General features: G+C 68.6%; 18 protein-coding genes. 6 read left to right on the forward strand and 12 right to left on the reverse strand.

Annotated elements, in window-relative coordinates; all coding sequences use genetic code 11:
• Nucleotides 1-505 precede the first annotated feature (505 nt).
• Nucleotides 506-1,843, forward strand: coding sequence for an MFS transporter (locus AC1G9C_RS21680; protein WP_480408739.1), 1,338 nt, complete (start codon nucleotides 506-508; stop codon nucleotides 1,841-1,843).
• Nucleotides 1,844-1,859: 16 nt separating this feature from the next.
• Here the strand turns inward: AC1G9C_RS21680 and AC1G9C_RS21685 are convergent, their stop codons facing one another.
• From AC1G9C_RS21685 to AC1G9C_RS21700, 4 genes are all read right to left on the reverse strand, one after another.
• Nucleotides 1,860-2,735: a DMT family transporter gene (locus AC1G9C_RS21685; RefSeq protein WP_122108023.1), complete on the reverse strand. Its 876-nt coding sequence runs from the start codon at nucleotides 2,733-2,735 to the stop codon at nucleotides 1,860-1,862.
• A 2-nt stretch (nucleotides 2,736-2,737) separates the two neighbouring features.
• A complete protein-coding gene (locus AC1G9C_RS21690; protein WP_480408740.1) occupies nucleotides 2,738-3,550 on the reverse strand; it encodes a sugar phosphate isomerase/epimerase family protein in 813 nt (270 codons plus the stop codon).
• Between the two features lie 12 nt (nucleotides 3,551-3,562).
• A complete protein-coding gene (locus tag AC1G9C_RS21695) occupies nucleotides 3,563-4,612 on the reverse strand; it encodes a Gfo/Idh/MocA family protein (protein WP_480408741.1) in 1,050 nt (349 codons plus the stop codon).
• Between the two features lie 380 nt (nucleotides 4,613-4,992).
• Nucleotides 4,993-5,769, reverse strand: a complete 777-nt coding sequence (locus tag AC1G9C_RS21700) for an IclR family transcriptional regulator (protein WP_480408742.1) — start codon at nucleotides 5,767-5,769, stop codon at nucleotides 4,993-4,995.
• 529 nt (nucleotides 5,770-6,298) lie between these two features.
• Between AC1G9C_RS21700 and AC1G9C_RS21705 the strand changes: the two genes are divergently transcribed.
• From AC1G9C_RS21705 to AC1G9C_RS21725, 5 genes are all read left to right on the forward strand, one after another.
• Nucleotides 6,299-6,769: a tripartite tricarboxylate transporter TctB family protein gene (locus AC1G9C_RS21705; protein ID WP_021444418.1), complete on the forward strand. Its 471-nt coding sequence runs from the start codon at nucleotides 6,299-6,301 to the stop codon at nucleotides 6,767-6,769.
• A gap of 13 nt (nucleotides 6,770-6,782) precedes the next feature.
• A complete protein-coding gene (locus AC1G9C_RS21710) occupies nucleotides 6,783-8,297 on the forward strand; it encodes a tripartite tricarboxylate transporter permease (protein ID WP_122108018.1) in 1,515 nt (504 codons plus the stop codon).
• Nucleotides 8,298-8,364: 67 nt separating this feature from the next.
• Nucleotides 8,365-9,366 carry a tripartite tricarboxylate transporter substrate binding protein gene (locus AC1G9C_RS21715; RefSeq protein WP_021444420.1) on the forward strand — a complete coding sequence of 334 codons (1,002 nt, stop codon included), beginning with the start codon at nucleotides 8,365-8,367 and terminating at the stop codon, nucleotides 9,364-9,366.
• 126 nt (nucleotides 9,367-9,492) lie between these two features.
• On the forward strand, nucleotides 9,493-10,752 hold the full coding sequence (locus tag AC1G9C_RS21720; RefSeq protein ID WP_480408743.1) for an OprD family porin: 1,260 nt from the start codon (nucleotides 9,493-9,495) through the stop codon (nucleotides 10,750-10,752).
• Between the two features lie 313 nt (nucleotides 10,753-11,065).
• Nucleotides 11,066-12,787: an FAD-dependent oxidoreductase gene (locus tag AC1G9C_RS21725; protein ID WP_480408744.1), complete on the forward strand. Its 1,722-nt coding sequence runs from the start codon at nucleotides 11,066-11,068 to the stop codon at nucleotides 12,785-12,787.
• Nucleotides 12,788-12,894: 107 nt separating this feature from the next.
• On the opposite strand, the gene pcaC is transcribed toward AC1G9C_RS21725, so the two are convergent.
• From pcaC to AC1G9C_RS21765, 8 genes are all read right to left on the reverse strand, one after another.
• Nucleotides 12,895-13,290 carry a 4-carboxymuconolactone decarboxylase gene (pcaC, locus tag AC1G9C_RS21730; protein WP_480408745.1) on the reverse strand — a complete coding sequence of 132 codons (396 nt, stop codon included), beginning with the start codon at nucleotides 13,288-13,290 and terminating at the stop codon, nucleotides 12,895-12,897.
• Between the two features lie 81 nt (nucleotides 13,291-13,371).
• The gene (gene pcaD / locus AC1G9C_RS21735) at nucleotides 13,372-14,160 is read right to left on the reverse strand and encodes a 3-oxoadipate enol-lactonase (RefSeq protein WP_480408746.1); all 789 of its coding nucleotides are present in this window, start codon (nucleotides 14,158-14,160) and stop codon (nucleotides 13,372-13,374) included.
• A 9-nt stretch (nucleotides 14,161-14,169) separates the two neighbouring features.
• The gene (locus AC1G9C_RS21740) at nucleotides 14,170-15,480 is read right to left on the reverse strand and encodes a 3-carboxy-cis,cis-muconate cycloisomerase (RefSeq protein WP_480410431.1); all 1,311 of its coding nucleotides are present in this window, start codon (nucleotides 15,478-15,480) and stop codon (nucleotides 14,170-14,172) included.
• 158 nt (nucleotides 15,481-15,638) lie between these two features.
• Complete coding sequence (pcaF, locus tag AC1G9C_RS21745; protein WP_480408747.1) at nucleotides 15,639-16,844, reverse strand: 3-oxoadipyl-CoA thiolase; 1,206 nt, start codon at nucleotides 16,842-16,844, stop codon at nucleotides 15,639-15,641.
• Nucleotides 16,841-17,638, reverse strand: coding sequence for a CoA-transferase subunit beta (locus tag AC1G9C_RS21750; RefSeq protein WP_480408748.1), 798 nt, complete (start codon nucleotides 17,636-17,638; stop codon nucleotides 16,841-16,843). The genes pcaF and AC1G9C_RS21750 overlap by 4 nt, the downstream gene beginning before the upstream one ends.
• Nucleotides 17,638-18,486, reverse strand: coding sequence for a CoA transferase subunit A (locus AC1G9C_RS21755; protein WP_480408749.1), 849 nt, complete (start codon nucleotides 18,484-18,486; stop codon nucleotides 17,638-17,640). Before AC1G9C_RS21755 ends, AC1G9C_RS21750 begins: the two co-directional genes overlap by 1 nt.
• Before the next feature lie 144 nt (nucleotides 18,487-18,630).
• The gene (locus AC1G9C_RS21760; RefSeq protein WP_480408750.1) at nucleotides 18,631-19,911 is read right to left on the reverse strand and encodes an OprD family porin; all 1,281 of its coding nucleotides are present in this window, start codon (nucleotides 19,909-19,911) and stop codon (nucleotides 18,631-18,633) included.
• Between the two features lie 85 nt (nucleotides 19,912-19,996).
• Complete coding sequence (locus AC1G9C_RS21765; RefSeq protein ID WP_480408751.1) at nucleotides 19,997-21,205, reverse strand: benzoate/H(+) symporter BenE family transporter; 1,209 nt, start codon at nucleotides 21,203-21,205, stop codon at nucleotides 19,997-19,999.
• Between the last annotated feature and the right edge of the window lie 75 nt (nucleotides 21,206-21,280).

The raw sequence follows: 21,280 nt of genomic DNA on the forward strand, positions 1-21,280 counted from the left end.
GTGAAAGGATTATTGGCGCAGTCGCACGGCGCGGCAAACCTAAATGTACGAACCGGTTAGTTTTCCGTGCGTTTATCGAACAGAAGCCGGCTTGGCGAATTGACCCTGGGCATGCCCGCTGCGCACCATCTCCAGCGAATCGCCAGCCGGCCGGTGCCAGCCACCCCCGTGCCTGACGACAGGCGCGCCGCCCACGGGCGCGCGCCGACAGCGTTGTGCCATAACAATTTCAAGATTCGGGTTCCTACGATGTTCATAGTCACTGCCGTATTCGCCTGCCCTTCCCTGCCTGCCCTCGCGCGCGCCGACAGCGCCCCGCAGCCACGCCTGCGACGCCCAGCGGCCCACGGCTGACCGCTCGCCCCTGCCAGACCGGCAATCCCGCGCGCCCCCGGTGGCGCCGATACCCGCAGCGTGGCGCCCGCGGCACCCCGTCCGCCCGCCCACATGCCCGACTCCTAGTCCGACTGGCGCACGTCCAGTCACCGAATGGATGGCCATGCCGATGAACCACTCCCCCAGCACCACCCTGCCCGCCGCCGGCCTTGGCCAAGGCGGAATCGGCGACAAGATCCGCGGCGCCATGGCCGTCGGCAAGACGCGCTGGGGCATGCTCGCCCTGGTGTTCTTCGCCACCACCCTGAACTACATCGACCGCGCCGCCCTCGGCATCATGCAGCCGGTACTGGCCGAGGAGATGAGCTGGACGGCGATGGACTACGCCAACATCAACTTCTGGTTCCAGGTCGGCTATGCGGTGGGTTTCCTGCTGCAGGGCCGCTTCATCGACAAGGTCGGGGTGAAGCGCGCGTTCTTCCTCGCGGTGCTGCTCTGGAGCCTGGCCACCGGTGCCCACGGCCTGGCCACCTCGGCGGTCGGCTTCATGATCTGCCGCTTCATCCTCGGCCTGACCGAGGCGGCCAACTACCCGGCCTGCGTCAAGACCACGCGCATCTGGTTCCCGGCCGGCGAGCGCGCCATCGCCACCGGCATCTTCAACGCCGGCACCAACGTCGGCGCCATGGTCACCCCGGCGCTGCTGCCGCTGATCCTGCATGTCTGGGGCTGGCAGACGGCATTCGTCAGCATGGGCCTGCTCGGCCTGGTCTGGCTGGTGTTCTGGGCCCTGAAGTACTTCAACCCGGAAGATCACCCCAGCCTCAAGCGCAGCGAGCTGGCGTACATCCAGCAGGAGGTCGAACCCGAGCCGAGCAAGGTCGCCCTGGCGCGTATCCTGCGCATGCGCGGCACCTGGGCCTTCGCCCTGGCCTACGCGATCACCGCCCCGGTGTTCTGGTTCTACCTCTACTGGCTGCCGCCCTTCCTCAACGAGCAGTACGACCTGGGCATCAGCGTCACCCAGATGGGCATCCCGCTGATCCTGATCTGGCTCACCGCCGACTTCGGCAGCATCGGCGGCGGCATCCTCTCGTCCTGGCTGATCGGCCGCGGCATGCGCGCCACCACCGCACGCCTGCTGTCCATGCTGCTGTTCGCCTGCACCATCGTCAGCGTGGTGTTCGCCGCCAACGCCAGCGGCCTGTGGGTCGCGGTGCTGGCCATCGCCCTCGCCGTGGGCGCGCACCAGGCCTGGACCGCGAACATCTGGAGCCTGGTGATGGACTACACGCCCAAGCACATGATGAGCACCGTGTTCGGCTTCGGCGGCATGTGCGCGGCCATCGGCGGCATGTTCATGACGCAGATCGTCGGCTACGTGCTGACGGTGACGCACAACAACTATGCCCTGCTGTTCAGCGCGATCCCGGCGACCTACTTCCTCGCCCTGCTGTGGCTGTACCTGATGGCGCCGCGTCGGCTCAGCAGCGAGTCCGCCGGCTAAACGCGACGTTGCCGGTTCAGCCGCGGCGCTGCTGCCAGGCCGCCGCCAGCCCGCTCAGGCAGATCAGGGCGATGCCCACCAGCCCGGCCAGGTCCGGGACATGGCCGAACAGCAGCGCGCCGAGCAGGCCGGCGAAGACGATCTGGCCGTAGCCGAAGGGCGCCAGCAGCGCCGGCGGCGCGTGGCGAAAGGCCTGGGTGAGGAACAGGTGCGCGGCCATGCCGCAGCCGCCCAGCGCCAGCATCCACAGGGCGTGCGCCAGGCTCGGCAGCTGCCAGAAGAACGGCACCAAGGCGCTCATCAGCAGCGTGTTGCACAGCCCGGCGAAGAAGTTGCTGGTGGTGGCGCTGTCGCTCTCGCTGAGCTTGCGCGTCAGCAACTGGTAGAGGCTGAAGCACAGCGCCGAGGCCAGCGGCAGCAGCACCGCCGGGGTGAACAGCGCGCCGCCGGGGTGGACGATGATCAGCACCCCAGCGAAACCGGCCAGCACGGCCGCCCACTGGCCGCGACTGACCGCCTCGCCGAGCAGCGGCACGGACAACGCGGTGACCAGCAGCGGGGCGAGGAAATTCACCGCAGTGGCCTCGGCCAACGGCAGGAACAGCAGGCCGCTGGTGAACAGCAGGCTGGTGGCGCCCAGGCACAGCGCGCGCAGCAGCTGCAGGCCGGGACGCCGGCTACGCAGTACGCGCAGCCCCGATTGGGGCAGGAAGATGACCGCCATCAGCAGGCTGTGCACCAGGTAGCGCGCCCACACCACCATGACCACCGGGTAGAAGCCGGACAGGTATTTGGACAGCGCGTCGTGGCTGGCGAACAGCAAGGTCGCCAGCAGCACCAGGGCGATACCGGCCAGCGGCCGCGCCGGCGCGCCGTCCAGGCTGGCGGCCACGGCTACAACCGCGCCAACAGCGTGCGGCTCTTGTCCAGCGCCAGCTGCGCCCGCTCCAGCGCGCCGACGCCCTGCTCCAGCAGCTGGCGGGTGGGAATCTCCAGGCTCAGCGGGATGTTCGCCGGCAGGCTGCGCAGCAGGCCGAGCAGGTCGCAGTCGCCGTCGCCGGGAAAGCGCCGTTCGTTGCGCGCCTGGCGCAGGATCTCGGCCATGTCGGCCGGGCGCGGCCCGGCCACGTCGCACAGCTGGGCGTAGCGCAGGCGCGCGGCCGGCAGCGCGGCGAGATCCGCCAGGCGCGAGGCGCTGCGGTCGAAGTGGAAGGCATCGACCAGCACACAGCCGTTGGCCCGGTCCGCCGCGGCGACGATGCGCGCCGCCTGGCGCAGGTCGCGGGCGTCGGTCCAGGGCATGAATTCCAGGTGCGGATGCAGGCCGTAGGGCGCGGAAAGGTCGCACAGGGCGGCGAAGTTGGCGGTCAGGCGCGCCTCGTCCGCATCGTTGCCGGCCACCAGCAGCTCGCTGGCGCCCAGCTCGGCGCCGGCGGCGAGGATGGCCTCGAACTCGGCGACGCGAGTCTCGGGCTTCAGCCGCAGGATTTCCACGTCGAGCACGCGGATACCGGTATCGCGCAGGCGCTGGCGGGTCTCGCGCAGCCCGGCGTCGGCCAGCAGGGGGAAGTGCTGCTCCTCCGGCGTGGCCGGCACCAGGCGCAGGCCGACGTGGCTGTAGCCGGCGCGGGCGGCCACCTCGACCATCTGCGGCGGCGACAACTCGAGCACGGTGAGGGCGGCCAGGGAGAAAATGCGTTGGCTCATGGACTCTACTCTTCAGACGATCTGCGGGGCGCAGGCGCGACCGGATTCGGCGGCCTGGCGGATGGCTTCGACCAGCGCCAGGGTGCGCCCGGCGTCCTCGGCGCCGACCAGCGGCGCGGCCTGGCCGCGGGTGACCTCGAGGAAATGCTGCAGCTGACGACGCAGCGCCTCGCCGGCGGCGAACGGCTCCTGCACCTGCAGCAGCGGCTCGTGCCAGCCGGCGCCGGCCTCGGCGTAGTGCCAGCGCTTGAGCTGGGGGATGCTCAGCGCGCCCGCGGTGCCGGCCAGCAGGTAGCAGGGCTGCTCGGCCTGGCGCGGGTAGACCGGGTTCTCGCCGGAATCCAGCTCCCAGCTCCAGGGCGCCGCCACCGCGTCGGAGCCGGTCAGGCTGCCCAGGGCACCGCTGGCGAACTGCAGCAGGATGGCGGCGCTGTCCTCGTTGGCGAAGCCGCGCACGCCGTTGCTGGTGAAGGCCTGCACCTGGCGCACCTCGCCGCACAGGTGGCGCAGCAGGTCGAGGTCGTGGATCAGGTTGGTCAGCAGCAGCCCGGCGCCGGCCTCGCGGCGCCAGGGGATGGCGTAGTAGCTGTCGGGCTTGCGCAGCTGCCACAGCGCGGTGACGGTGGTCAGGCGGCCGAGCGCGCCCGCCTCGATCAGCTCGCGGGCGCGCACGATCAGCGGGTTGTGCCGGCGGTGATGGCCGACCAGCACCGGCACGCCGCTGGCGCGGCTGGCGGCGACCAGCTCGCGCACCTCGTCCAGGTGCACGCCCACCGGTTTCTCCAGCAGCACCGGCACCCCGGCGGCGAGACAGTCCAGCGCGGTGGCGACGTGCAGGGCATTGGGGTTGGCGATGATCGCCGCCTCGGGGCGCGCCGCGGCGAGCATTTGCCGGTGCTGGGCGAAATGCGCCACGCCGCACTGCGCGGCGAACTCGGCGGCCTGCGGGCCGGGATCGGCGATGGCGCAGAGCTGCGCCTCGGGCAGCTGGCGCAGGTGCTGCAAGTGCTGGCGGCCCATGACGCCAGCGCCGATCAGGGCGATACGCAGGGGAGAAGTCACGCGGGCGATCCTCTTGTCGTCGAAGCGGAAGGCCAGGGGCTGACCTCTTTTTTTAATTTAGAACTCAGTTCCAAAAAATTCGCAAGACGAAAATGACGGCGGAGGATTGCCTTTGGTCGGTAGTCGGCGGGGAAGATGCGGGGCGATGGTCACTCCCGGATTGCATCCGGGCTACCGATCGGCGGCAGCTCGTGTGGGAGGCGCTTCAGCGGCGACAACAACAGGCGTCCGTCGCGGCTGAAGCCCCTCCCACAGCCTGCCCGATGCCAGTTCGTAGGGCGGATGTCGCTGTTCACATCCGCCAAAACGGTGGATCGGTAAAGCGCGATCCACCCTAGGTCCAGACGAGGCGCAGGGCGGGTATCCCGCCGCGAGGGGGCTCAGGCGAACAGTTCGGAAGCCGGGCTGGCGGCGGACAGTTCTGCGGCGGCGGCCAGCAGCTGCGGCGCCAGCTCGTGCAGGCGCGCCAGCGGCAGGCGCGCGCTGGGCCCGGCGATGCTGAGCACGCCAATCACCCGGCCGTCCAGCGGATGGCGCACCACCGCGGCCAGCGCCGAGGTGCCCAGCGAGGCGCTCTCCACCACCCAGGCGTACCCCTTCTCGCGGGCCAGGGCCAGGCGTTCGAGCAGCTCCTGCTCGCTGCGCGGCGCGTTGGGGCCGAACTCGGCCGGGTCGGCGATGCCCTGGCGCGCCACCAGCGCCAGCGCCTGCTCATCGCCCATGCTGGCCAGCCAGGCATGCCCGGAGGCGGTGTAGAACAGTGGCGCATCGCGCCCCATGTCCGGGTCGTAGCGCAGACCGGAGCGGGCGCCCTGGCTCTTGGCGATCCAGGTCTGCCGCTCGCCGTCGATCACCCCCAGGCGCACCAGCTCGCCGCTATCCTCGGCGAGGCGGTCGAGGATCGGCTGCACCACGTCGGCGCCGCTGCTGGCCAGGTAGCGAAAGCCCAGCGCCACCAGCTTGGTCGACAGCCGATAGCGGCTGGTCTGCGCGTCCTGGCGCACGTAGCCGAGGCGGATCAGCTCGGCGAGCATGCGGTGGGTGGCGCTCTTGGGGATGTCCAGCTCGTCGGCCAGGCTCTGCATGGGCAGGCCGCGGGCGTCGCGGGTGAGACTTTCGAGGAGGCTGAGCGCGCGTTCGATCTGACTGCCGGCCATGGGGGATCCCTGCTGAATTTGCCGCGATTCTAGGAGACAGCGACCACCGGAGGCGAGCCCCAGGCTGGATGAGAATCGGCAGACGGGCGATACTGCCCACGCCACGACGAATGTACTAACCGGTTCGTTCTTGTTCGGTTATCGAACAGAACCCGGTTTGGCGAATTGAAATGGCCAGGGGGTCGGCCCACTATTTCGAGCACGCCCTGAAGCGAAGTCGTTTTCTGCCTGCTGCCATCCGACTTCGAAAACTCAGTAGCCAATAAATATAAAAAGGTCGATTGCCATGTCACAGCCCCTGCACCTGCGTGCCCCGGCAACCCCCGCAACCGCGCCGGTCGTTGCCCACTCCTCCAGCCTCGCGCTCGACGGCCGCGCCTCCCCGTCGCCCGCTGCCCTTGCCGTTCTCGCCTGCCTTGGCCGTCAGCTGCCGCCGCGCGCTGCGCTGCGAGCGCGACTGGCCCACGCGGCCTGACGACCACCCGTATCCGGACCGCGTCGCGGTTCCCCAGCCTGTCGGAGCAAGCGCATGAACAAGACAGAAAAAATGCTGGTCGGCGAACGCAGCTTCTGCGTGCTGCTGCTGGTCTTCAGCCTGGCCATCCTCTATCTGGCCTACCAGATCGCCGGCTTCAGTTCGGCCAACTCGCCAGGCGCCTTCCCCCTCGGCGTCGGCCTGGTGATGCTGCTGGCGGCGCTGAAGATCGGTGCCGAGACGCTGGCCAAGGCCAGGCCCGATTGCAGCGGCTGGCTGGATGCCTTCGGCCAGTTCCGCCGCGCGCATTTTCCCCGCCGCACGCTGATCTTCGCTGTGCTGGCGGTGGCCTACCTGGCCGCCATCCAGTGGATCAGCTTCTACCTCAGCACCTTCCTGTTCCTGGTGCTGTCGATCGTCTACCTGCGCCGCGGCCGGGTGGTCGCGGCGGTGCTGATCGCCGCCCTGTTGCTGCTGTTGATCTACCTGCTGTTCACCCTGGCCTTCAGCGTTTACCTGCCATAACGAGGCACCCGAGATGAGCGATACCTTTTCCTATCTGCTGATGGCCTGGAGCGACCCGCAGCTGCTGCTGCTGACCGCCCTGGGAACCTTCGCCGGCATCTACATCGGCGCCATCCCGGGTCTGTCGGTGACCATGGCGGTGTCGATCCTGGTGTCCTTCACCTTCTCCTGGGAGGTCAACGACGCCCTCGCCCTGATCGTCGGCATCTTTATCGGCGGCGTCTATGGCGGCTCGCGCAGCGCCATCTTGCTGAACATCCCCGGCGCGCCGTCGTCGGTGGCCACCGCCTTCGACGGCTACCCGCTGGCGCAGCAGGGCGAGGCCGGTCGCGCCATCGGCCTGAGCACGGTGATGTCGGTGATCGGCGGCCTGGTCGGCACCCTGATGCTGGCCAGCGCGGCGCCGCTGATCGGCGATCTGGCGCTGAAATTCGCCCCGCGCGACTACTTCCTGGTGGCCGCCATCGGCCTGCTGCTGGTCGGCAGCCTGGCCGAGGGTTCGCTGGCCAAGGGCATCTTCGCCGCCGCCCTGGGCGCGGTGATCGGTCTGGTCGGCATGGACCCGGTGACCGCCGAGGGGCGCTTCACCCTGGGTCAGGTCGAGCTGATGGGCGGCATCCACTACGTGGTGCTGATGATCGGCCTGTTCGGCGTGGCCGAGGCCTTCTACCAGCTGCACAACCTGGACAGCCCGGTGGTGCGGCAGAAGGTCGACAAGATCCTGCCGTCCTTCGCCATGGTGCTGAAGTTCCTGCCGCTGTCGATCCGCACCTCGATCATCGGCGTGGTGGTCGGCGTGCTGCCCGGGGTCGGCGGCGACATCGCCGCGCTGATGGCCTACGACCATGCCAAGCGCACCGTGAAGAATCCCAGCAGACCCTTCGGCAAGGGCGCCTACGAGGGCCTGGTGGCGCCGGAAACCGCCAACAGCGCGGCGGTCGGCGGTGCCTACGTGCCGATGCTGACCCTCGGCATGCCGGGCGATGCGGTGACCGCGGTGATCATCGGCGCGCTGGTGATCCACGGCCTCAACCCCGGCCCGATGCTGATGGTGGAGAACCCGCACATTTTCTACTTCACCGTCGGCAACCTGCTGCTGGCCAACGTCTTCCTGATGATCTTCGGCCTGATGGGCATCAAGCTGTTCGCCAAGTTCGTCGAGATGCCCAAGGCCGTGCTGATCCCGCTGATCCTGGTGCTCTGCGTGGTCGGCACCTACTCGATCAACAGCAGCATGACCGAGGTGTACTGGATGCTCGGCTTCGGCCTGCTCGGCTACCTGCTGAAGATCTTCGGCTTCCAGATGGGCCCGATCATCCTCGGCGCCATCCTCGGCCCGCTGATGGACACCTCCTACCGCCAGGCGATGTCCTCGGCCGGCGACAACCCGCTGGAGCTGCTGCAGGGTCTGGTCACCAGCCCGCTGTCGCTGATCCTCAGCAGCGCCGTGGTGCTGATCCTGCTGGGCAACACCTCGCTGCTGAAGAAACTCAAATCCAAGTTCAAGACCGCGGTAGCCCGCGGCTGACCTGGCAAGGCAAGGTGCGCCCCGGCCGACAGGGGCTTACAACAACAATCCGATGGAGAATCTCCACATGTTCAAAGCTCTACTGACCGGCGCCGCCCTCGGCCTCAGCGCCCTGACCCTGGCCCTGCCGGCCCACGCCGAATACCCCGAGCGCAGCATCCAGGCGGTGATCCCCTGGGGTGCCGGCGGCGCCACCGACAACGTGATGCGCAGCCTGACCCCCTACGTGGAGAAGGAGCTGGGCGGCAAGCTGATCCTCAACAACCGCCCCGGCGGCACTGCGGTGATCGGCAGCACCTTCGTCAAGCAGCAGCGCCCGAACGGCTACACCATCCTGCTCGGCGCCGAGAACCCGCAGCTGTACCCGGTGCTGGGCCTGGCCGACTTCGACTACAGCGACTTCTACCCGGTCAACATCATCGGCCAGAACGTGGTGGTGATCGCCGCCAACGCCGAGGCGCCGTTCAACACCATGGGCGAGCTGCTGGCCGCCGCCAAGGCCAATCCGGACAGCCTGCGCATGGGCTCCACCGGTGCCGGCGGCCTGCCGAGCACGGTCAGCGCGATGATCAACGCGGTGGACGAGCTGAAAGTGCGTGAAGTGACCTTCGGCGGCGACGGCCCCGGCATCACCGCGCTGATGGGCAAGCACATCGACTTCATGCCGCTGAGCCTGGCCGCCGCCCGCGAACTGGTACGCAGCGGCAAGCTCAAGGCGCTGGCCGTGTTCGCCACCGAGGAAACCCCGGAACTGCCGGGCGTCGAGCCGATCACCAAGTCCCTGCCGGCCATTGCCGAGTACCTGCCCTGGGGTCCGTTCTGGGGCGCCTTCGTGCACAAGGACACCCCGGACGAGGTCAAACAAAAGCTGGTCGAGGCCTACGCCAAGGCCGTGGCCAACGAGGAGTTCCAGGGCTTTTTGAAGAACTTCGGCGCGCAGAGCCTGAACCTCAACGGCGCCGAGGCCGAGGACTTCCTCAAGCGCTGGCAGTCGGTCACCACCTGGTCGATGTACAAGGCCAAGGCCATCGAGATCGCCCCGGACTCGGTCGGTATCGCCAAGCCCTGAGACGGCGCTGAAACGAGCCGCCGGCGAACGCCGGCGGTCATTCCCCTCCCCTGCTGCTTTTCCGCATCCGCTGCGGTGGAGGGATTCGTGCGCCCCGAAAATCAGTCACCACGAGGAACCATAACAATGAAAAACGCCGTCCCCCCTCTGCTCCCCAGCGCCCTGGCCCTGGCCGTGATCGCCGCCCTGCCGACCGGCGCCCAGGCCGCCGGCTTCGTCGAGGACGCCAAGGTCTCGCTGAACCTGCGCAACTACTACTTCAACCGCAACTACCTCAACGGCACCGACCCGCTGATCCGGGGCGAGCGCCAGGGCCAGGCCGAAGGCTGGACCCAGAGCTTCATCCTCGACGCCCGCTCCGGCTTCACCGAGGGCACCGTCGGCTTCGGCCTCGACCTGCTCGGCCTGTACAGCGTCAAGCTGGACGGCAACCGCGGCGCGGCCAACAGCCAGTTGCTGCCGATCCACGACGACGGCCAGGCCGCCGACGACTTCGGCCGCACCGCGGTGGCGGCCAAGGCGAAGCTGTCCAAGACCGAGCTGAAGGTCGGCGAGTGGTTCGCCGTGCTGCCGATCCTCCGCGCCGACGACGGCCGCTCGCTGCCGCAGACCTTCCAGGGCGCCCAGCTGACCTCCAACGAGCTCGATGGCCTGACCCTCTACGGCGGCCAGTTCTGGAAAAACAGCCAGCGCCACGACGCTAGCCGCGAAGAGATGAGCTTCGGCGGCATCGAGGGCGACGACTTCAACTTTGCCGGCGGCGAATACCGCTTCAACGCCAACAACACCCTGCTCGGCGTCTGGCACGCGCGCCTGGAAGACGTCTACCAGCAGAGCTACGTGCAGCTGACCCACAGCCAGCCGGTGGGCGACTGGGTGCTGGGCGCCAACCTCGGCTACTTCGACGGCCAGGACGAAGGCGCGGCCAAGGCCGGCAAGCTGGACAACAAGGTCTACCAAGGCGCGTTCACCGCCAAGACCGGCAACAACAGCTTCATGCTCGCCTACCAGCACCTGGACGGCGACAGCAAGTTCCTGCGCATCGACGGCACCAGCGGCGGCACCCTGGTCAACGACGGCTTCACCAACAGCTACGACGCCCCCGAAGAGCGTTCCTGGCAGATCCGCCACGACTACAACTTCGCCGGCCTCGGCATCCCCGGCCTGACCCTGATGAACCGCTACGTCAGCGGCTCCAACATCCACACCGGCGGCCGCACCGATGCCGAGGAGTGGGGGCGCGAGTCCGAGCTGGCCTACACCATCCAGGAAGGCAGCCTGAAGAACCTCAGCGTGCGCTGGCGCAACTCCGACGTGCGTCGCGACGTCGGCCAGGACATCCACGAGAACCGCCTGATCATCAACTACCCGCTGTCGCTGCTGTAGTACCGGGCGCTTGCGTCCAACCGATTGACTCCAAGTGTGTTACGGCACCCTCGGCCCGTCCCCGCGACGGGCTTTTTTTCGCCGAGAAAAAATGCCAGGCCCGACCGATCCGCGGTGGTCGATCAGCACTTGAGGCTTGTGGCAGGGTTGAAACCCGCGACGATCTTGCGCCGCTCCGGCAACCGTGCGCTAAACGCACAGTATCGGCCGCGCTAGCCGGGTAATTGCGCCACTCGCCCTTGGCCCTCGCTCAAGGCAATCATAGAATCCGGAACCATGTTCCAATAAATCCATTTACCCAGGAGACCCCGCCATGGCCCACGCCGAACTCGACTGCGACCTGCTGATCGTCGGCTCCGGCGCCGCCGGCCTGGCCGCGGCGGTGACCGCCGCCTGGCATGGGCAAAAGGTCATCCTGGTGGAGAAGGATGCGGTGTTCGGCGGCGCCACGGCCTGGTCCGGCGGCTGGATGTGGGTGCCGCGCAATCCGCTGGCGCGCCGCGCCGGCATAGTCGAGGACCTCGAACAGCCGCGCCGCTATCTGCGCCACTGCCTCGGCGAGCATTTCAATGCCGAGCTGGTGGACGCCTTTCTCCAAGCCTGTCCGCAGATGGTCGGCTTCTTCGAGCAGCACAGCCGCCTGCAGTTCGCCGACGGCAACGCCATCCCCGACATGCGTGGCGAGGCGCCGGGCGCCGCCACCGGCGGCCATCAGGTGATCGCCGCGCCCTATGACGCACGCGAGGTCGGCGCCCTGCTGCCGCGCCTGCGCAAGACCATGCCCGAGACCTCCTTCCTCGGCATGCCGATCATGGCCGGCGCCGATCTGGCCGCCTTTCTCTCGATGACCCGCTCGGCCAGGGCCGCGCTGCACGTGACCAAGCGCTTCAGCGCCCACCTCTGGCACCTGGCCCGATATGGCCGCGCCATGCACCTGGTCAACGGCGTGGCGCTGGTGGCGCGACTGGCCAAATCCGCCGAGGACCTCGGCGTGCAGCTGCTCGAATCGGCGCCGGCCACCGGCCTGCTGCGCGACAACGGCCGGGTCTGCGGCGCCGTGGTGCAACGCGACGGGGCCGAACAGCGCATACGCGCGCGCCGCGGCGTGCTGCTGGCCGCCGGCGGTTTCGCCCACGATATCGAGCGCCGCCGCCAGCTGTTCCCGCGCACGCCCACCGGCCACGAGCACCTGGCCCTGCCGCCGCGCGCCTGCAACGGCGACGGCCTACGCCTGGGCGAGGCGGCGGGCGCCGCGCTCAACACCGCGCTCAAGTCGCCGGTGGCCTGGGCGCCGGTGTCGCGGGTGCCCTACGCAGGCGGCCGCATCGGCCATTTCCCGCATATCATCGACCGCGGCAAACCGGGAGTGATCGCCGTGCTGCGCAGCGGCCGGCGCTTCGTCAACGAGGCCGAGGGCTACTACGACTATGTCGCCGCCATGCTCGAGGCGGTGCCGCAGGGCGAGGAGGTCTGCTCCTGGCTGATCTGCGACCACCGCTTTATCCGCCGCTACGGCCTGGGCATCGCCCGTCCGGCGCCGGTGCCGCTGTGGTCGGTGCTGCGCAGCGGCTATCTCAAGCGCGGCCACAGCGTCGAAGCGCTGGCCCAGGCCTGCGGCATCGACCCGCAGGGCCTGGCGCAGACCCTGGCCGAGTACAACCGCCATGCCGCGCAGGGCGAAGACCCGGCCTTCGGTCGCGGCAGTACGCCCTTCAACCGGCGCAGCGGCGACGCCAGCCATGAGGGGCCGAACCCCTGCGTGGCGCCCATCGAGCGCGGGCCCTTCTATGCGGTGAACGTCGAGCCGGGCAGCTTCGCCACCTTCGCCGGCCTGAAGACCAACGGCCAGGCCCAGGTGCTGGACGCGCAGGGCCAGCCCATCCCCGGGCTGTACGCCGCCGGCAGCGACATGGCCAGCGTGATGGGCGGCCACTACCCGTCCGGCGGCATCAACCTCGGCCCGGCCATGACCTTCGGCTATATCGCCGCACGGCATGCGGCTGGTGTCGAAGAGTACGAAACGACGCTGGACTGAGTGCAACGGGGGGCCAGAGGTAGGTTGGCTTGCAGGGCGCAGCGGAGCACGCAATAAAAAACCGCCGCGCGGCGCGTGGACCGGCGACGGTCGAGGGGAAACGCGGGTCAGTCCTGCAGGGATTCGACACCCAGCTCGTCCCAGACTTCCTCGGCCAGGTGGAAGGTGGCGTTGGCCGCCGGGATGCCGCAGTAGATCGCGCTGTGCATCAGCACTTCCTTGATCTCGTCGCGGGTCACGCCGTTGTTCTTCGCCGCGCGCAGGTGCAATTTCAGTTCACCCTCGCGGTTCATGCCGATCAGCATGGCGATGGTGATCAGGCTGCGGGTGTGCCGCGGCAGACCGGGGCGGGTCCAGATATCGCCCCAGGCGTGGCGGGTGATCATCTCCTGGAACTCACTGTTGAACGGCGTGAGCTTGTCCAGGCTGCGGTCGACATGGGCGTCGCCCAGCACCGCGCGGCGCACCTGCATGCCAGCTTCGTAGCGTTGTTTTTCGTCCATTTCAAACTCCGAAAGAGATGGTGCGCGCGGCGCACCCCACAGATACGGGCCGTAGGGTGCGCCGTGCGCACCATAACGGTCTCAAGCCTTGAGGAAATCCAGCAGCGCCTGGGTAAAGGCCACGCCGGCCTCGACGTTGGACAGGTGCGCGGCGTGGAACTCCACCAGCTTCGCCCCCTCGATCCGCTGCTGCATCAAGCGGCCGTGCTCGACGGTGGTCACCGGATCAAGGCTGCCGCAGAGGATCAGGGTCGGCGCACGGATCGCACCCAGCTGCTCGCGAAAATCGGCATCGCGCACCGCCGCGCAGTTGGCCGCATAACCTTCGGGCGAAGTCTGCGCCAGCATGCCGACTATGGGCTCGACCTGCTGCAGCTGCGCGGCGGCGAAACCGGCGGTGAACCAGCGCGAGATCGAGGCATCGCGCAGGTCACGCATGGCCTGCGCGCCGCCGGCCAGCACGGTGTCAATACGCGGGTTCCACACCTCTGGCGCGCCGATCTTGGCGGCGGTATTGCACAGCACCAGGCGTGCGATGCGCTCGGGCGCGTTGAGCGCCAGCCACTGGCCGATCAGGCCGCCCATGGACAACCCACAGAAATGCGCCTTGGCGATATCCAGCGCATCGAGCAGAGCCAGCACGTCGCGGCCCAGTTGCTCGATGCTGTAGGGCCCTTCAGTCACCAGCGACTGGCCATGGCCGCGGGTGTCGTAGCGCAGCACCTGGAAATGACGGGTGAGCGCTGGCATCTGCACGTCCCACATGTGCAGGTCGGTGCCCAGGGAGTTGGACAGCACCAGCACCGGCGCGCCGGCCGGGCCTTCGAGCAGGTAGTTGAGGTCGCCATCGGCGAGACGTACGGCAGGCATGGATAACTCCTAACGCGAAAATTGCGTGTGTTCGGCGACGGCCCGCTGCACCCAGCGGCGGGCCTGTCCCAGGTAATGGGCCGGATCGAGCAGGCGCTCCAGCTCGGCGGCGGACAGCTCTGCGCTGACCTCGGCATTGGCGCCGAGCACCGCGCGCAGGTGCACACCCTGCTGCACCGCCTGGCGGCAGCACTGCTCGACCAGATGATGGGCGGCGTCGCGGCCGATGCACTGGGCCAGGGCGATGCTCACCGCCTCGGCCAACACCAGGCCCTGGGTCAGTTCGAGGTTGCTGCGCATGCGCGCCGCGTCCACTTCCAGCCCCGGCACCGCCAGCAGCGCCTGCTGCAGCGCACCGGAGACCAGGCAGCACAGCTCCGGCAGGGTTTCCCACTCGGCGTGCCACAGGCCGAGGCTGCGCTCGTGCTCCTGCGGCATGGCGGCCAGCATGGTCGCCACCAGGCCCGGCGCGCGGGTGGCGGCGCCGATCAGCACGGCGGCGCCCACCGGGTTGCGCTTGTGCGGCATGGTCGACGAGCCGCCCTTGCCTGGCGCCGAGGGTTCGAAGACTTCGCCGGCCTCGGTCTGCATCAGCAGGCTGAGGTCGCGGCCGAGCTTGCCCAGGCTGCCGGCGATCAGCCCGAGCAGGCTGGCGAACTCCACCAGGCGGTCGCGCTGGGTGTGCCAGGGTTGCTCGGGCAGGTTCAGCTGCAACTCGGCGGCCAGCGCCTCGGCCACCGGCCAGGCCTGCTCGCCAAGCGCCGCCAGGCTGCCCGAGGCGCCGCCGAACTGCAGGCACAGCAGGCGCGGCTTGAGCTCGCTTAGGCGCTTACGATGGCGGGTGATGGCGCCGAGCACGCCGGCCAGCTTCATGCCCAGGGTCACCGGGGTGGCCTGCTGCAGCCAAGTGCGTCCGGCCAGTGGCGTGTCGGCATGGCGCTCGGCCTGCGCCGCCAGGGCATCGGCCAGGGCGGCGAGGTCGCCTTCGATCAGCTCGATAGCGGCGCGCAGTTGCAGCACCAGGCCGCTGTCCATGGCGTCCTGGCTGGTGGCGCCGAGGTGTACATAGCGTTCGGCCTCGGGGCTTGTCGCAGCGATACGCTTGCCGAGGGCCTTGACCAGCGGAATCGCCGAGTTGCCGGCGATGGCAATGGCCTCGGCTAGCGCCGGGTAATCATAGAGTTCGGCCTTGCAGGCAGCCTCGATGGGCGCCACGGCCTCGGCGGGGATCAGCCCCGCATGTGCCTCGGCCCGCGCCAGCGCGGCCTCGAAGTCGAGCATGCCCTGCACCCGGCCGGCATCGCAGAAGATCGCGCGCATGGCCGGGGCGGTGAAGTAGGCATCGAAGAGTTGGTTGCTCAAGGCGGTCTCGTTCCAGCAGTTTGGGGTAAGCCTAGGTTGGCAGGGCGATGCGGGCGAATCCAGCGCGTAGGGTGGGCCGGGCGGCGATGCGTTTTAGCCCACCCTACAGATGTCATTCACACCCGCTCGATCGCCAGCGCCAGGCCCTGGCCGACGCCCACGCACATAGTCGCCAAACCCAGCTTGCCGCCGGATTTCTCCAGCTGATGCAGCGCGGTCTGCACCAGGCGCGCGCCGCTGGCGCCCAGCGGGTGGCCGAGGGCGATGGCGCCGCCGTTGGGGTTGACCTTGGCGCTGTCGTCGGCCAGGCCCAGCTCGCGCATCACCGCCAGGCCCTGGGCGGCGAAGGCTTCGTTGAGCTCGATCACGTCGAACTGGTCGATGCCCAGGTTCAGCCGCTCCAGCAGCTTGCGCACCGCCGGCACCGGGCCGATGCCCATCACCCGCGGGGCAACGCCGGCACTGGCCATGCCGAGCACCTTGGCACGCGGGGTCAGGCCGTGTTTTTTCACCGCTTCGGCAGACGCCAGGATCAATGCCACGGCGCCGTCGTTGACGCCCGAGGCATTGCCGGCGGTGACGGTCTTGCCCTCGCCGTTGACCGGCTTGAGCTTGGTCAGCGCCTCCAGGGTGGTGTCGGCGCGCGGGTGCTCGTCGGTATCCACTATGGTGTCGGCCTTCTTGCCCTTGATCACCACCGGCACGATTTCCTCGGCGAAGAAGCCTTCGGCCTGGGCGCGGGCGGCGCGCTGCTGGCTGCGCAGGGCGAACAGGTCCTGATCGGCGCGGCTGACCTGGTAGTCGTCGGCGACGTTGTCGGCGGTCTGCGGCATGGCGTCGACGCCGTACTGCGCCTTCATCAGCGGGTTGACGAAGCGCCAGCCGATGGTGGTGTCCTCGATCTTCTGCTCACGACCGAAGGCAGTGGCCGCCTTGCCCATCACATAGGGTGCGCGCGACATGGATTCCACGCCGCCGGCGATGGCCAGCTCCATCTCGCCAGAGGCGATGGCGCGGAAGGCGCTGCCCACCGCATCCAGGCCGGAGGCGCACAGGCGGTTGAGGGTCACCCCCGGCACGGTCTCGGGAATACCGGCCAGCAGCAGCGCCATGCGCGCGACGTTGCGGTTGTCCTCGCCGGCCTGGTTGGCGCAGCCCATGAATACTTCGTCGATGGCGGCCAGATCCAGCTGCGGGTTGCGCTCGATCAGGGCCTTGAGCGGCACCGCCGCCAGGTCGTCGGCACGCACCGGCGCCAGGCCGCCGCCGAAGCGGCCGATGGGCGTGCGGATGGCGTCGCAGATGAATACGTCGCGGCTCATTCCTCACCCCCGGCCTGGCCGTGGGAGGCGGCGGTGCGCGCTTCCAGGGCGCGCAGCGCGCTCAGTTCGACCTCGTTCGGCGCCTCGGTCACGGCCAGATTGTCGGCAAAGCGGATGGCCCAGCCGGTGTTCTCGATCACCTGCTCGCGGGTCACGCCCGGGTGCAGCGAGGTGACCACGAACTCGTGGCTGCCGGCTTCCGGCTCCATGATGCACAGGTCGGTGATGATGCCGACCGGGCCCTTGCCAGGCAGGCCGAGCTGCTGACGGTGGTCGCCGCCCTCGCCGAAACCGACCGAGGTGATAAAGGCCAGCTTGTCGACGAAGGTGCGGTGCGACTGCTTGAGGATGATCAGCACTTCCTTGGCGCTGCCGGCGATCTCCGGCGCGCCGCCGGCGCCGGGCAGGCGCACCTTGGGGTTGTGGTAGTCGCCGATCACGGTGGTGTTGATATTGCCGAACTTGTCGACCTGGGCCGCGCCGAGGAAGCCGACGTCGATGCGCCCGCCCTGCAGCCAGTAGCGGAAGATCTCGCCGGTGGGCACCACGGTGTCGGCGGTTTCGGCCAGCTCGCCGTCACCGATCGACAGCGGCAGCACGCTGGGCTTGGCGCCGATCGGGCCGGATTCGTAGATCAGCACCACGTCCGGCGAGGAGGTCAGGCGCGCCAGGTTGGCGGCCTTGGACGGCAGGCCGATGCCGACGAAGCAAACCGCGCCGTTCTTCAGGCGGCGGGCGGCGGCGACGGTCATCATTTCGTTGGTGCTGTAGTCGCTGGTGGAAAGCGCGCTCATTATTTGGCCTCCGCAATCTTGTTCTGGAACTCGGCGAAATCGGCGGTGCCGCGGATATAGGTATCGATCCAGGCGGTAAAGGATTCGCGGTCGCGGGCAATCGGGTCCCAGGCCTGATAGAAGCGGTTGTCGCGCTCGTAGTAGCCATGGGCGTAGGACGGGTGGGCGCCACCGGGCACGTGGCAGACGGCGGTCGACGCCCAGCTCGGCAGCACGCAGGCGTTCATCGGCGCCTTGAGGTCGTCGACGATCTCCTCGACCGTGACGATGCAGCGCTTGGCCGCCAGGGCCGCTTCCTTCTGCACGCCGAGGATGCCCCACAGCAGCACGTTGCCCTTGCGGTCGGCCTTCTGCGCGTGGATCACGGTGACGTCCGGGCGTACCGCCGGGGTGGCGGCCAGCTTCTCGCCGGTGAAGGGGCAGTCGATGAACTTGATGTTCGGGTTGACCTTCGGCAGGTCGGAGCCGGCATAGGCGCGCAGCAGGGCGAACGGCAGACCGGAGGCGCCGGCGACGTAGGAGTTGGCCAGGTCGGCGTGGCTGTGCTCGTCGATTTCCAGGGCGTTCGGCCACTGCTTCTCGACCGCATCGCGCAGGCGATGCAGCGAGCCGACACCGGGGTTGCCGCCCCAGGAGAAGGTCAGCTTGCGCGCGCAACCGGCGCCGATCAGCAGGTCGTAGACCAGGTCCGGGGTCATGCGTACCAGATGCAGGTCTTTCTTGCCCTGGCGGATCAGTTCGTGAGAGGCGGCAGTGGGGATCAAATGGGTGAAACCTTCGAGAGCGACGCAGTCGCCGTCGTTGACGTGGCGCGAAATGGCTTCGCCCAGGGTGATGATGTCGGCCATCGTGTTGTTCTCGCTTGGGTTGCAGGTGCCACCGGGCAGGGGTGGCGGTGAGTTCAGATTAGGGCGCGCTATGCAGCGGAACAATCCGATAATCGCCTTATGGTGCGATTATCGAACCATTCCTGCACATGCTGTGATCGGCTCTTACAGCAGGTTCCAGCTGTAACTGAGGATCAGCCGGTTCTCGTCGATATCGCTGCGGTAGTTGGAGTGCGCGGTGACGTTGCGCACGCGCACGCCGAGGCCCTTGAGCGCGCCGCTCTGCACCACGTAGCCGATGTCCAGATCGCGCTCCCAGTCCTTGCCCTCGTAGCGCACACCGCCGCGGTTGGTGGCCTGGGCATCGACATTGTCGCCGCGGATGTAGCGCACCCCGGCCACCAGGCCCGGCACGCCCATGGCGGCGAAGTCGTAGTCGTAACGCAGCTGCCAGGAGCGCTCGTCGGCGGAGGCGAACTCGAAAGTGGGCACCTCGTTGCCCAGCGGGCTGACGTTGGCGAACACCCGCGGGAAGGCGTCATCGCCGAACATCGCCTGGTAGCCGACATAGAAGGTGTGGCCGCCGTGCTTGGCCGACAGCAGGGCGAAGGCCGCCTGATTGTCGATGTCGCCGAGCAGGCTCTGGCCGTCGTCGGCCGAATCGTAGAAACCGAGGTTGGCGCCCAGGGTCCAGGCGCCGACCGGCTCGCTGTGCTTGAGGCCGAGGAAGCGCTGCTGGTAGATGTCCTCCAACTGGCCATACCAGGCGCCGAGCGAGGTGCGCCCTGCGTTGAAGGCATAGTCCCCGCCGGCATAGTTGAAGGCGTCGCTGCTCGCTGCGCGCTGCGGCAGGTGGCCGAGCATGGCCAGCATCTTGTCGTCGCCGGCCTCGTTGCGCAGGCTGGTGGAGTTGAGATGCCCGGCCTGCAGGGTCAGCCCGGCCAGCTCGTTGGAAACCAGGCTGACTCCCTGGTAGCTGGGCGGCAGCAGGCGAATGTCCGAGTAGGTCAGCACCGGCAGGTTGGGCTGCAGCTCGCCGACCTTCAGCTCGGTCTTGGACAGGCGCAGCTTCGCCGCTAGGCCCAGGCGGCTGTAGTCGTCGGCGGCCTTGCCGCTCTGGCGGGTCGGCAACAGGCCGGTGTTGACTCGATCCGCGCTGCTGTCGAGCTTGAGGCCGAGCAGGCCGATGGCATCCACGCCGAAACCCACCGGCCCCGGGGTGTAACCGGATTTCACGTTGAGGATGAAGCCCTGCGCCCACTCCTCGGCCTTGGACTGCCGGTTCGGCCCGACTATGTCGGAGAAGTCGCGGCTGAAGTAGTAGTTGCGCGCCGTCAGCGTGGCGCTGGCGTCGTCGATAAACCCGCCCTCGCCGGCCTGGCTCAGGCTCGGCAGGCAGGCGGCAATGGCGGTGGACAGCAGGCAAAGGCGTGGGCTGTGTTTCATCGGTAGCGTGCTCTTGTTGTTATCGAGGTTGCAGAAACCCGCCCGGCAGCCCAGGGGTTGCCGGTTCGGGGGAATGGATTGGGGGTTATTCCCTGGCCGGCTCGCCGGCGGGACTGGCAATGGCGGCCGGCTTGCGCAGGCGCAGCAGCAGGTGCGCGGCGAGACCGAACAGCAGGCCCCAGAAGGCCGCCGACAGGCCGAGGAAACTCAGCCCGGAGGCGGTCACCAGGAAGGTGAACAGTCCGGCGTCACGCTCGGCGGTCTCGCTCAGGCTGCGCGCCAGCGCCTCGCTGAACGCGCCGTACAGCGCCAGCCCGGCCAGGGCAGCGATCAGCGCCGCGGGAAAGGCGGCGAACAGCGACACCAGGGTGGCGCCGCCGATACCCAGCAGCAGGTAGGCCAGGCTGCCGGCCACGGCGGCGATATAACGGCGGTTAGGGTCTTTATGGGCATCGCGGCCGGTGCACAGGCTGGCGGTGACCGCCGCCAGGTTCAGGCCGTGGCAGCCGAACGGCGCCAGCAGCGCGCCACCAATGGCGCTGGCGCCGATCAACGGGCTGGCCGGGGTTTGGTAACCGGCGCCACGCAGCACCGCCATGCCCGGCATGAACTGCCCGGTCAGCGCCACCAGCACCAGCGGCAGCGCCAGGTTGAGGGTGGCGGTGAGGCTGAATTCGGGGGCGATCCACTGCGGCGTGGCCAGCTCCAACACCAGCGCCTCGCTGCGCAGCTGGCCGCCGAGCAGGGTCAGCGCCGCGCCGACGAGCAATACGCCGGCCACCGCGTAGCGCGGCGCGGTTCGACGCAGCAGCAGGTAGGTGACGAACATGCTGGCGATCAGCAGCGGCTGTTCGGGCAGCGCCTTGAACACCTCGATGCCGAAGGCGAACAGGATGCCGGCCTGCAAACCGGCGGCGATGGAGCCGGGCAGTTTGGCGATCAGCCGGTCGAAGCTGCCGCTGAGGGCGATCAGCAACAGGATCAGGTTGGCCACCAGGTAGGCGCCGATGGCCTGGTTCAGGCCCAGTTCGGGCAGGGCGCCGACCAGCAGCGCGCTGCCGGGGATCGACCAGGCGATCACCACAGGCGTGCGGTAGCGCAGGCTGAGCAGCAGGCCCAGCGCGCCGCTGCCGATGGAAATCGCCCAGACCCAGGACGACAGCAGCGCCTGCGACAGGCCGGCGCTTTCCGCGGCATGGAAGATCAGCACCAGCGGCCCGGCGTAGGAGATGGTGGTGGCGAGCAGCCCGGCCACCAGGGCGGGCAGGCTGAAGTCTTTGAGCAGGGCTTTCATGGTCCCTCGCAAGGTCAGGCTGGCGTCCCTCGAAGGGGACGCTCTTGTTGTAACCGGGCCCGTAGGGTGCGCCGT

Source organism: Pseudomonas sp. ABa2 (genome assembly GCF_056676075.1).